Origin of the sequence: Ponticoccus litoralis, from assembly GCF_039769985.1 — a bacterium.
GTDB classification, from domain to species: domain Bacteria; phylum Pseudomonadota; class Alphaproteobacteria; order Rhodobacterales; family Rhodobacteraceae; genus Ponticoccus; species Ponticoccus litoralis.
Window position 1 is genome coordinate 1,095,827 of the sequence record NZ_JBDNCH010000002.1, and the last position, 11,803, is coordinate 1,107,629.

12 protein-coding genes are annotated in these 11,803 nt (G+C 67.4%); 3 read left to right on the forward strand and 9 right to left on the reverse strand.

Going from position 1 to position 11,803, the window contains the following annotated elements; translation table 11 throughout:
- The 9 genes from ABFB10_RS06460 to ABFB10_RS06500 form a co-directional block, all read right to left on the reverse strand.
- Entirely contained in the window at positions 1 to 1,044 is a 1,044-nt protein-coding gene (locus tag ABFB10_RS06460) for a Gfo/Idh/MocA family protein (protein WP_347165879.1), read from the reverse strand.
- Positions 1,037 to 2,041 carry a Gfo/Idh/MocA family protein gene (locus ABFB10_RS06465; protein ID WP_347165880.1) on the reverse strand — a complete coding sequence of 335 codons (1,005 nt, stop codon included), beginning with the start codon at positions 2,039 to 2,041 and terminating at the stop codon, positions 1,037 to 1,039. Before ABFB10_RS06465 ends, ABFB10_RS06460 begins: the two co-directional genes overlap by 8 nt.
- Before the next feature lie 3 nt (positions 2,042 to 2,044).
- On the reverse strand, positions 2,045 to 2,218 hold the full coding sequence (locus tag ABFB10_RS06470) for a hypothetical protein (protein ID WP_347165881.1): 174 nt from the start codon (positions 2,216 to 2,218) through the stop codon (positions 2,045 to 2,047).
- Positions 2,185 to 3,066 carry a Gfo/Idh/MocA family protein gene (locus tag ABFB10_RS06475; protein WP_347165882.1) on the reverse strand — a complete coding sequence of 294 codons (882 nt, stop codon included), beginning with the start codon at positions 3,064 to 3,066 and terminating at the stop codon, positions 2,185 to 2,187. The genes ABFB10_RS06470 and ABFB10_RS06475 overlap by 34 nt, the downstream gene beginning before the upstream one ends.
- Entirely contained in the window at positions 3,063 to 4,136 is a 1,074-nt protein-coding gene (locus ABFB10_RS06480) for an ABC transporter ATP-binding protein (RefSeq protein ID WP_347165883.1), read from the reverse strand. Before ABFB10_RS06480 ends, ABFB10_RS06475 begins: the two co-directional genes overlap by 4 nt.
- Positions 4,133 to 5,209: a carbohydrate ABC transporter permease gene (locus tag ABFB10_RS06485; protein ID WP_347165884.1), complete on the reverse strand. Its 1,077-nt coding sequence runs from the start codon at positions 5,207 to 5,209 to the stop codon at positions 4,133 to 4,135. Before ABFB10_RS06485 ends, ABFB10_RS06480 begins: the two co-directional genes overlap by 4 nt.
- Before the next feature lie 94 nt (positions 5,210 to 5,303).
- Positions 5,304 to 6,719 carry a carbohydrate ABC transporter permease gene (locus ABFB10_RS06490; RefSeq protein ID WP_347165885.1) on the reverse strand — a complete coding sequence of 472 codons (1,416 nt, stop codon included), beginning with the start codon at positions 6,717 to 6,719 and terminating at the stop codon, positions 5,304 to 5,306.
- Positions 6,720 to 6,774: 55 nt separating this feature from the next.
- Positions 6,775 to 8,052 carry an ABC transporter substrate-binding protein gene (locus ABFB10_RS06495; protein WP_347165886.1) on the reverse strand — a complete coding sequence of 426 codons (1,278 nt, stop codon included), beginning with the start codon at positions 8,050 to 8,052 and terminating at the stop codon, positions 6,775 to 6,777.
- Between the two features lie 294 nt (positions 8,053 to 8,346).
- Positions 8,347 to 9,165, reverse strand: coding sequence for a metallophosphoesterase (locus ABFB10_RS06500; RefSeq protein ID WP_347165887.1), 819 nt, complete (start codon positions 9,163 to 9,165; stop codon positions 8,347 to 8,349).
- Between the two features lie 157 nt (positions 9,166 to 9,322).
- Here ABFB10_RS06500 and ABFB10_RS06505 point away from each other — a divergent pair, with 157 nt between their 5' ends.
- From ABFB10_RS06505 to ABFB10_RS06515, 3 genes are read left to right on the forward strand one after another with little or no spacing between them, the layout of a single operon-like run.
- Complete coding sequence (locus tag ABFB10_RS06505; protein WP_347165888.1) at positions 9,323 to 10,135, forward strand: ABC transporter substrate-binding protein; 813 nt, start codon at positions 9,323 to 9,325, stop codon at positions 10,133 to 10,135.
- Positions 10,136 to 10,145: 10 nt separating this feature from the next.
- Positions 10,146 to 10,958, forward strand: coding sequence for an amino acid ABC transporter permease (locus ABFB10_RS06510; protein ID WP_347165889.1), 813 nt, complete (start codon positions 10,146 to 10,148; stop codon positions 10,956 to 10,958).
- Positions 10,958 to 11,680, forward strand: a complete 723-nt coding sequence (locus tag ABFB10_RS06515) for an amino acid ABC transporter ATP-binding protein (protein WP_347165890.1) — start codon at positions 10,958 to 10,960, stop codon at positions 11,678 to 11,680. The genes ABFB10_RS06510 and ABFB10_RS06515 overlap by 1 nt, the downstream gene beginning before the upstream one ends.
- Positions 11,681 to 11,803: the final 123 nt, after the last annotated feature.

An 11,803-nucleotide genomic window follows, 5' to 3' on the forward strand; every position in this document is an offset into this window, starting at 1 on the left:
TCAGGGCATCCAGCCGCGGTAAAGCGGGTGGTCTTCGCCCAGCGGCAGCGCCTCCGGCTGGCCCGCGCGGGCCGAGGCATAGACCGCCGTCACGAACTCGATGGACCGGCGCCCGTCCAGCGCCGTGACCTCATCCCCGGGCCTGCCGTCCAGCGCCTCTGAAACCGCGGTCAGGAACCCCTCGAAGCCGGTCGGCACTGCCCCGACCCCGGCCAGAACCGCGTCCACCTCGGCCTGTGCCACCGGCGCGCGGGCGGTAAAGCTCCAGGGGCTGGCGGCGGGCGCATAGGGCGCCAACCCGCTTTCGGCGGTGAAGCCCCGGAACACCAGCCGCATCCGCGTCATGTCCTGCGCCGCCCCCAGCGTGACCGAAGAGGTCAGCACCGCGCCGCTTTCCATGCGGATCGCCAGCGCGGCGCAGTCCTCGACCTCGATCTCGTTCACGCGCGTCGCCAGTTCCGCATGCACCCGTGCGACGGGGCCAAGGAAGGCGGGCAGGAAGTCGTGGATGTGGATGGCATGACCAAGGATACAGCCGCCGCGCTCTCCGGCCCAAGTGCCGCGCCAGTCCACCGCGTAATAGGCGGCGTCGCGGTTCCAATGCGTCTCTATCGTGCCGGCAAACAGCGGCCCGGCCAGGCCCGCCTCGATCAGCGCCCGCATCTGCGCGGTGCCGACGCCGTAGCGGTACTGGAACACCGGGAAAAGTTGGCCGCCCTGCGCAAGCCTGTCCAGCAGCGCATCGGCCTCGGCCAGCGAGGCCACCAGCGGCTTTTCGCAGATCACCGCCTTGCCCGCCTCCAGCGCCGCCATGACGGCCTCGAAATGCAGGTGCGGCGGCAGGCAGATGTCGATCAGGTCGATGTCCGGATCGGCCAGCACCGTGGCCATGTCCCCGGTCACCGGAATGCCCCGAGCAATGCTTTCGGCGCGGGCCCTGTCCCGGTCGCAGATCGCCCTGACCTCGAACCGCCCGGGCAGGGTGCGGTAGGCGGCAAGGTGTTCGCGCCCGATTCCGGCGCCGACGATGGCGACCCTATGCATCGCCCTCGGCCTTCATCTGAGCGCGGATCGCCAGTTCCATCGTCAGGAAGCTATGCGCCTGCCTGCCCGCCGTCTCTGTCCGGTCCTGAACATCCGCCGTCAGCCGCGCGAAATAGAGCAGCGCCACATCCCGGCAGTCGATATGCAGGTTCTCGGTCCCGTTCACGAGGTACAGGTTGTCGGTCCGGTGCGGCTGCCCGATCTCGGTGTACTTGCGGCACTCGATGCTGCCCTCGGTGCCGAGGATGAAGAGCCGCCCGTCGCCCCATGTCGGCAGCCCGTCGGGCGTGAACCAGTCCAGCCGCACATAGCCATGGCCCCGGTTGCCCACCAGCGTCGCCTCGCCGAAGTCCTGAAAGCCCGGGTATTCGGGATGAGTGGTGTTCTCGACCAGCGCATGGGCAATCGTGGCCTCGGTCGAGCCGGTGTAATGCAGCACCTGGTCGATCTGGTGAGAGCCGATATCGCAGAGGATGCCGCCGTAGCGTTCGCGCCGGAAGTACCAGTCGGGCCGGGTCTTCAGGTTCTGCTTGTGCGGCGCCAGCGTGACCACCTGCACGACGCGGCCCACCACGCCCTCGGCCACCAGCTCTGACGCCTTCGCCGCCGCGCGCACCTGAAAGCGTTCCGAGAAGTTCACCGACCAGATGCGGCCCGTGCGTGCCACGCAGTCGCGGATCGCCTGCAACTGCTCCAGCGTGGTGCAGCCGGGCTTGTCGACCATGACGTCCTTGCCCGCCTCCATCGCCTCGATGGCCAGCGCCGCGCGGTCCTCCGGCACGGCGGCGATCAGGATCATGTCCACGTCGGACTCCAGCACCGCGCGGCGGTCCGCGACCCCGGTCACCCCGGGATGCGTCGCGTTGAATTTTGCCTCGGTGACGGCGGGGCCGTCGGTCCAGTACTGCGCGCAGGTCGCGCCCTCGGCCATCATCCCCGCCAGCATCCCGAAGATATGGCCGTGGTCGATCCCGAGGATGCCCAGTTTCAATGCCATGGCTCAGACCTCGTCCAAGGCAACGGTGCGCCCCTCGGCCCCCGCCCGTTCCAGTGCCGCGATCAGCCGGTGCACCTCCAGCGCCGCGCGGCCCGACACCAAGGGCGGGCGGCCCTCTGTCAAAGCGGCGGCGAAATCCTCGATCACCCAGCGGTGCCAGTCACTGGTAAAGGCCATGGGGTCCGCCCCCGAGCCCGAGCTCGAGGTCGCCGCCTGCCCGACCGTCTCGGTGGTGCCGTCGTGGCGGTGGATCTCGAGCATACCGGCCTCAAGCCGGGCGGAGCCCCGGCGCAATGCAGGGTGATCGTCTCGCCCCGGCCCGGGAAGCTGGCGGTGGTGGCAAAGAGGCTGCCCAGGGCGCCACCCGCAAAGCGCAGCCCGGCGGTGACGAAATCCTCGGACTCCATGGCGTGCTGCGCGGTGGTCGCGGTCATGGCGCTGACCTCTGCCACCGGCCCGGTGAGCGAGAGCATCAGGTCCATGGTGTGGATCGCCTGAGAGATCATGACCCCGCCGCCGTCACGCGCGTAGGTGCCCCGGCCCGGTTCGTCGTAGTAGGCCTGCGGGCGCCACCACGGGATATTGGCCTCGACCATGTGCAACGGGCCAAGCGCGTCGAGCCGCGCGCGCAGGTCGGCCACCACGGGCCGCGCGCGGTGCTGCAACACGATGCCCAGCGGCACGCCGCCGTCCTCGCAAAGCGTCACCAGCCCGGTCGCCGCCGCCAGCGTGCGCTCGACGGGCTTTTCCATGAGGATCGGCTTGCCCGCCGCCACCAGCGCCCGGACGATGGTCTCGCGCGCGTTGGGCGGCGTGGTCACGATGACGAAATCCACGTCAGAGGCGGCGATCTCCTCGACGCATGTTGCCTCTCGCGCGCCGAGGTCTGGGAAGGCGTTCAGGAAGGTGCGGCGGCTGTCGGCGGAGCGGGCGTGGACCAGCGAGAGGTCGATGCCTTTGCTGTTCCGAATGGCATCGGCATAGGTCTTCGAGACCATGCCCAGCCCGATCAGGGCGCATTTCATGGCGTCATCTCCATCGCTGTGTCGTCGGGGCCGAAGAGGTGCAGGGCGTCCGGCGGAAAGCGGACGCCGAGGATCTGACCGCGCCTCAGCGGGATCTGTTGGGCATGCTGCACGGTCAGGCGTTCGCCGCCCGGAAAGGCGCAGTAGATGTAGGTCACGGCGCCCAGCTGCTCGTAGTTCTCGACCGTCACGGTCATGTCCCCCTCGCCGTCGAGAGAGACCGCGACCCGCTCTGGCCGGATGCCGAAGGTCACCTGCACGGGCCGGGGCGCGGGTGTGACAGGCACCTGCCGCACCAGCCCGCAGTCCAGCGTCAGGCTGGTGCCGTCGAGCATGCCGGAAAGGAAGTTCATCTGCGGCGCCCCGAGGAAGCCCGCGACGAAGCGGTTGGCCGGGTGGTTGTAGAGGTCCAGCGGCCTGCCCACCTGCTCGACCCGTCCGGCCCGCAGGACCACGATCCGGTCGGCCATGGTCATGGCCTCGATCTGGTCGTGGGTGACGTAGATCATCGTGTTGCCCAACTTGGCGTGCAACTCGCTGATCTCGACCCGCATCTGAAGCCGCAGTTCCGCGTCGAGGTTCGACAGCGGCTCGTCGAAGAGGAAGATCACCGGCTCGCGCACGATAGCCCGCCCGATGGCGACGCGCTGGCGCTGGCCGCCCGACAGCTGGCCGGGGCGGCGCTTCAGCAGTTGGTCGATCTGCAACAGCCTTGCCGCGTCCTCGACACGCCTGTCGATCTCGGCGCGCGGCATGCGGATGTTTTCCAGCCCGAAGGACAGGTTCTGCCGGACGGTCATATGCGGATAAAGCGCGTAGCTCTGGAAGACCATCGACAGCCCGCGCTCGGACGCGGGCACACCGTTCACCCGCCTGCCCTGCAGCAGGATGTCCCCCGAAGTCGGATCGTCCAGCCCCGCGATCAGGCGCAACAGCGTGGACTTGCCGCAGCCCGAGGGGCCGACGAAGACGACGAACTCGCCGTCCTCCATATGCAGGTCGATGCCGTGGATCACGTCGACATCGCCAAAGCTCTTGCGGATGTCGCGAAGTTCCAGCGCGTGGGTCATTTCAGTCCAGTCGTGGCGATCCCGGTGGTGATGAAGCGCTGGAGCCAGACGAAGACGAGGGTGATCGGGATCAGCGTCACCACGGTCATCGCAAGGATGTAGTGGAAGTCGGAGTTGAACTCTCCGGCGAACTGGGTGAGCCCCAGTTGCAGCGTGTGTTTCGTGGGGTCAGAGATCAGCACAATCAGCGGCCAGAGGAAGTCGTTCCAGCGCCAGATGACGCTGAGGATGGCCAGCACAGACAGCGCGGGTAGCGACAGCGGCATGACGATGCGCCAGAAGATCAGCCATTCGCTGGCGGCATCCATGCGCGCCGCCTCCAGCAACTCGTCGGGGATGGTCAGCATGTATTGGCGCAAGAGGAAGACGCCGGTGGGCGTGGCGGCGGCGGGGATGATGACGCCCCAGAGGCTGCCGAAGATGCCGAAGGACCAGACCACGAAAAACAGCGAGACGAGGATGATCGAAGGCGGGATCAGCAGGGTCGCGACGATGAGGATGGTAAAGGTCAGTCGCCCGCGAAAGCGGTGTTTCGACAGGGCAAAGGCGGCCATGGCATTGATCAGCAGCGTGATCAGCGTGGCGGCGACGGTGACGAAGACCGAATTCCAGAGGTAGGTGAAGAAGTCGAAGGTGGTCTGGCCGTTCCGCTTCAGGATCGGGTCCAGGTAGTTCTCCGTCGCGATGCGGATTTCCTCGTGCGGGCGCAGCTGGTCGCGCGGAACTTCGAGCACGGTGTCGGGATCGTCCAGCGGCGAGACCTCGGTGATCCTGCGCGTCGGCCCGGCCTTGAAGACCAGCCGCTCCTGCCCCTCCTCGGTCAGCACCCAGAGCGGTTTCTCCCCCGCGCCCTCGATCTCTGCGGTGACCTGGCTCAGCGGCAGCAGGCGGGTGTCGAAGCTGTCGACGGCGGTCTCGGACTTGATCGAAGAGAACAGCGTCCAGAGCACCGGCACGAGGATCATCAGCACCCCCAGCACCAGGTAGCCATAGGCAAGGACATCCTGCAGGCCGAAGCGCTGCGCGGTCTCGCGGTTGCCCGCGGTCCGGGTGAGGAAGCGCGCGACGCTCATGCCGGGCACCCCGAAGCCGTTTCGAAACGGCTTTCAAGCGGCGTCAACGCCGCTTTCGAAAGGCGCTTCGAAGCGCCTTCTACGCGTCCTGCCATCATAGCTCGGATTGCCTTCTGGTCAGCCACAACTGGGCGAAGGTGAAGACCGCGATCACCAGCGCCATGAGGATCGAGCCCGCCGCCGCCTGCCCGTAGTCGGGATTGTTCGAAGAAAAGGCCGTCTCGTAGATGTTCTGCACCACCATGAAGGTCTCGCGCCCCGGGCCGCCGCCGGTCAGCAGGTAGACCTCGTCGAAGATCTGGAAGCTGCGGATCAGGCTGAGCACGATCACCACGGTCAGCGTCGGCATGACCAGCGGCAGGGTGATCCGCCAGAAGGCGCGCCAGGATGTCGTGGCGTCCATGCGCGCGGCCTCGTACAGATCGCGGGGGATGGCCTGCAGCCCGGCCAGCAGGATCAGCATGTAGAACCCCATGTGCGACCAGCAGAAGACGAAGACCAGCCAGAAGAACGGCCAGCCGGTGTTGGGCGTGACCAGCCAGTTGGTCGGGCGGTAGCGGCCGAAGTCGAAGACCGCGTCGAACTGGATCGCCAGCAGCATGGCCGCCGCCAGCACCGCCGCCAGCGTCAGCGCCGCGCGCGCGGCGCGGTCGCCCGCCACGCAGCAGAGCAGCCCGGCGGCCAGCGCCGCGCCCGCCAGCGTCGAGCCCGGCAGGCCCAGCAGGCTCAGCGGCTGCGCCCGGGCCGCCAGCAGCACGAAGAGCCCCGCGAAGACCGCCGTCCATGCCAGCGACGGCCCCTGCCCCGCGCGCAGGGCGCGTTCGGTGACCACCATCAGCAGGATGCCCATGAGCACCGTCATCACGATATCGAACCCGGCCAGTCCCGCCAGCGCCGTAAGGCCGCCCTGCGCCTCGCCCACCACCGCGTTCAGCGCGCCTTTGCGGTGCAGGACCCAGTTCCAGATGTTGGCGATCACCACCGGCGACAGCATCACCGGGTAGAAGAACATCGCCCGCCAGAAGCCGCGCCCCTTTATGTCGCGGTTCACCACCAGCGCCGTGACCATGGCCGTCGCGACCATGACCGGCACCTGCACCACGACAAACAGCAGCGTGTTCCACATCCCCGTCCAGAAGTTATAGCCCGCATTCGTGCAGGTCTTGGGGATCAGCAGGTTGTCGCAGTCGAAGAGTTCCGCGAATTTCTGCAGGCCCACGAAGGGCCGGTCGAAGAGCGCGATGGACGAGCCCCCGGTCATCGAGACGTAGAGGTTCAGCAGCATCGGCAGGAAGGTGAAGAAGCCGAAGATCAGCAGGTTCGGCAGAAGCAGCGCATAGGGCACCCCACCCCGGCCAAAGACCCGCTGCGCGAGGTCGACCGGGACGCCCAGCAGGTCCATGGCGAATTGCGGCGTCTGTCGCAGCCCGTAGCGGCGGCGCGACAGCAACCACAGCGACCCGCCCAACAGCCAGACCGCCCCCAACACCGCCAACAAAAGACCGGCCAAGCGGGCCCTCCCCCTGTGCCGGCAGGCCGGAGAAACCGGCCCGCCGCCTCACGCCTCAGCGCGCGTTGGTTTCCAGCTCTTCGCCGATCTTGTCCATCGCCTCGTCCAGCGTCAGCTCTCCGTTCATCGCGGCAGAGAGGTACTGGACCGTGGCGTTGTACATGACAAAGCCGAACTTGTCGCCCTGCAGGTCATAGGCCTGCGGGGTCTGTTCGGCTGCCGCCGCCGCCATCTCGGTGAAGCGCGCCAGGGCCTTGGCCACCGCATCGGAGGCGCCCGCCGACTGGTAATCCAGCCCCTCGGCCTGCAGGCCCGCGTGGGCGGGAATGGCGAAGGTGCGGGTGTACCACTCGCGCGCCTGCTCTTCTTCGGCCATCCATGCGACGAACTGCGCCGCCGCCTCTTCCTGCGCGGCATCGCCCGACTTGAAGGCGACGAAACCCTGCCCGCCCGGCATCACGCCGCAGCCCTCGGGACCGCAGGGCACCGGCACCACGGCCCAGTCGAAGGCATCGCCCACGTTGTCGTGCACATTCGCGGTGTTCCACGAGCCGGACATGTAGAAGGGCACTTCCTGGTTGAAGAACAGCTCGTTTCCGTTGGTGTATTTGGCGCCCGAGGCGGCGGGCCAGATATCGGGCGGCATCAGGCCGCTTTCGTGCCAGTCGAGCATCATCTGCGCGAAGGTGCGGAACCCCTCGTCGACCACGAGATGCCCCTGATCGTCGTAATAGGCCGCCCCGTAGGACATGGCGGGGCCCGCCATGCGGTGGCCCGAGCGGTCCATGACCATCCCGGCATAGCTGCCGGTCGCATCCATCACCGCCTGCGCCGCCTCGGCCCAGTCCTCCCAGGTCGCGCCCGGTTCCGGCAGATCGACGCCCGCCTCTTCGAACATCGTGAGGTTCACGTAGGGCCCCGTGACCGTCATCTCGGTGTGAAAGCCGTAGATGCCGCCCTCGGTGCCCGCGCGATACCACGGCAGGACGGCGCCATAGGCCTCTTCCCATGCGGCGGCATCGACATGGGGCGTGAGGTCGACGTAATAGGGCTGCAAACCGCCGAGGTTGGTGACAAAGGACAGGTCCGGACCGGTCCCGGCCTCCAGCTGGATCGGCAGCTGTTCGCGGATGACGTTGTAGCCCACCGCGTTCAGCGTGATCGCCACCTCGGGGTTCTGTTCCTGGTAGCGGTCGGCGAACTCCTGAACGATGGCGGCCTTGCCGTCGACGTCCGAGATCATCAGGTCGATCTCCACTGCCCAGCCCGCCGAAGCCGACAGCAGGGCAAGCGTCGAAACCGACGCGGCCACGCCCGCGCGCATGAAAGTCATTGGTATCTCCTCCCGGTTGGTCGTGCCGCCCCAGCGGCCGGTCTTGGGGAGAGTGTGGAAAAGCTTTGGCCGGGGGTCAACCGTCATGACCACCCGCCCCGCCCAAGTGATTGACGATTGATCCATCCGCCAAGGGGGCCGGTCCGGGGCAACTGCGGTCAGCCTCTTCACGCCATGCCGGCGGCGGGCAAGTCGGGGCCGCCGCGTGAAACCGGCGTTTGTCCCGCTCGGACAGGGAGCGCGCGCGCTGCCCCCATCTGCTGGATCGGCCCCTGCGGCGGGGCGCCGACGGGCTCAGGCCAGCCCGGCCCGGGCCTCCCAGTCGCAGCCGTGTTCCACCACCTCGCCGTCCCATGCGAAGGGCACCTGATGGATGACCACATCCTCGCCGCGGAACAGCACGACGCGGTAGGACGGCTCCAGCGCGGCGGACAGGCTGACATCCGCATTGGCCAGCGTCGGGATGGTCTGGTGCACCGTCGAGGGCACGCCCGAGAAGGGAATGCCCGCCAGTGTCCCGCACAGCGGTTCGTGCACGTGGCCGAAGAAGATATGCGCGATGCGGTCGCGGTGCGCCTTCAGGATCGCGCGCAGCGGGGCCTGATCCTCGTCCACCACCGACAGCAGGTCCGTGGCCGGATCGCCAAGATGCAGCGGGTTGTGGTGGAAGAACAGGAAGGCGCGCTCTGCCCCCTCAAGCTGGGCCGCCAGCCAGCTGCGCCGCTTGTCGCAGAAATGCCCGCGATGGGTTTGCGCGCGGGTCGTGTCGCAATAGACAAAGCGGCCCTCGGGCAGGTCCTCGGCGTGGTTGACGAAGCCATGCGCATCGACCGGATGGCTGGGAAAGGCGGCAAGGAAGCCGGGCCGGCAATCGTGGTTGCCGATCATCAGCCGAACCGGCATCGGCAGAACCTGCAGAGCCTGCCGCAGGGCGACATAGGCCTCGGGATCGGCGCGGTCGGTCAGGTCGCCGGTGATCACCAGCCGCTGCGCGTCGCGATGATGCTCGGCGATATGGCCGAAGGCGCGGGCAAGCCGGGCATGCGGGTCGATCCCCTCGATCAGGCGACCGGGCACGCCAAGATGGATGTCCGACATATGGATGAACTTCACGTCCGCGTCCCTTTCATGCGACTCTGCCGCAGCCTAGACGGATTTTGTCACGGGGATACGACAGCGCAACAATTCCCGCCCACCTGCGGGCGGCAAATTGACAAGCCGCGCGCGGGCGGCAACTCTGGCGCCGTCACTCCTCCGAAAGGCCCCCGTCATGCTTCGCCTCGCAACCGCCGCCAGCCTACTTGCGCTTGCCTCCGCCGCCACTGCCCAGGACTGTGCCGCGGGCAAGACCCTGACAGAAGGCACGCTGACCATCGCCACCGGCAACCCGGCCTATTTTCCCTGGGTGATCGACGACAACCCGGAATCGGGCGAAGGCTTCGAGGCCGCCGTGGCCTATGCGCTGGCGGCAGAGATGGGCTTTGACGCCGAGGCGGTGACCTGGGTCCGGTCCTCCTTCGATCAGGCGATCCAGCCCGGCGCGAAGGATTTCGACCTGAACATGCAGCAGTTTTCCATCACCCCCGAGCGCGAGCAGATCGTGGATTTCTCGGCACCCTATTACACCTCGGCCATGGCGGTGCTGACGACGCAGCGCGTGGTGGAGGCGGGCGCGACACCGGCGCTCGACAGCCTGAAGGGGCTGGTCTGGGGCGCCGATGCCAACACCACCGCCGTGCCGATGCTGACCGACCTGATCGGGCCCGAGACGCAACCGATGCTGTATAACGACAATGTCGACGTGACGGCGGCCATGCAGGCGGGCCAGATCGACGCCGCGCTGTTCGACCTGCCGACGGCGCTGTACCTTGCTGCTGTGGCGGTCCCGGACGGGGTGCTGCTGGGCCAGTTCCCGCCCGAGCGGACCGAGAACCCGGACCAGTTCGGCATCCTGATGGAAGACGGCAGCCCGCTGAAGGACTGCGTCGATTCTGCGCTGACGGCCCTGAAGGACAGCGGCAGGCTGGCAGAGCTAGAGGCCCAGTGGTTGCAGGAAACCACCGGCGTACCGGTGATCGAGTAACCGCGCAGGCATGACCACCCGCAGACAGATCTACGAGGCCCGGCAGCGCCGCCGGGCCAACCTGATCGCCGCCGGATCGACGGCGGCGGTTGTCATCGCGCTTTACGTGCTGATCCCGCTGGCGCCCGGCTGGGCCGCGGTCAAGCGTGTGTTCTTCAACGCAGAGGTCTTCGCCAAGACCTTTCCGGGGCTGCTGAACGCCTTCCTTCTGGATATCGCAATCTTCCTCTGGTGCGCGCCGCTGATCGCCGCGCTGGGGCTGGCCGTGGCCATCGCCCGCGACCTGCGCAACCCGGCGCTGACGCCGCTCAGGCTGGCGGCGGTGGCCTTTACCGACATCTTCCGGGGCCTGCCGGTGATCCTTGTGATCTACCTGATCGGCTTCGGCATCCCGGGTCTCGGCCTGCCGCGCCCATGGAATTCGCCCTACCTCTGGGGGTCTCTGGCGCTGATCCTCGTCTATTCCGCCTATGTGGCAGAGGTCCTGCGTTCGGGCATCGAGTCGATCCACGCCTCGCAACGCTCCGCCGCGCTGTCGCTGGGTCTGTCACCCTCGGACAGCATGCGCTTCGTGATCCTGCCGCAGGCGATCCGCCGCGTCGTGCCCGCAAACATGAACCTCTTCATCGCCCTGCAGAAGGACGTGGCGCTTCTGTCCTTCATCGGCCCGGTCGAGATCTTCCGGCAGGCCGGTGTCTACAAGTCGCTGATGGCGAACTTCACGCCCTATGTCGGCGCCGCGCTGATCTTCCTTGCGCTGACCATCCCCGCGACGCGCTACGCCGACCACCTGATGGCGCGGCAGAACCGGCGCACCGCCTGATGCTGGTGCTGCGCGACATCCGCAAGAGCTTTGGCGGCACCTCCGTCTTGCAGGGCATCGACCTGACCGTGGGAGCCGGGCAGATGGTCTGCCTGATCGGCGCCTCTGGGTCCGGCAAGTCGACGCTTCTGCGCTGCATGAACCTGCTGGAGCCCATCGACGACGGGCAAATCCTGCTGGACGGCACGGATATCTCCGAGCCGGGACTGAACCCGCAGCCGGTCCGCCAGCAGATCGGCATGGTCTTTCAAAGCTACAACCTGTTTCCGCACATGACCGCGCTGGACAACGCGCTGCTGGCGCCGCGCCGGATCAAGCGCCTGTCCAAGGCCGCCCTGCTGCCCCCGGTCGAGGCGCTCTTTGCGCGGTTCGGGCTGCGCGACCGGATGCATCACTACCCCGACCAGCTGTCGGGCGGGCAGCAGCAGCGCGTCGCCATCGTGCGGGCGCTGGCGATGCAACCGCGCCTGATGCTCTTCGACGAGATCACCTCGGCGCTCGACCCCGAACTGGTGGGCGAAGTGCTGGACGTGCTGCGCCAGTTGCGCGCCGAGGGCATGACCATGGTCCTTGCCACGCATGAAATGGGCTTTGCCCGCGATCTGGCGGATACGGTGTGTTTCCTCGATCAGGGGCGCATTCTGGAACAGGGGCCGCCGGACAGGCTTTTTGGCGCCCCGCAGCAGGAGCGGACACGCGCGTTCCTCTCTCGCGTGCTGTAAGGCCATCCAGACACCGCAAGGGTTGCGCAGACCCGCCCCTTCGGGGTCGGGTATTCCTTGGTCCGGTATTCCCACGTTGACTCAAAACCGTCCGCCGGGGAACATGAAAGCATCTTAATGACA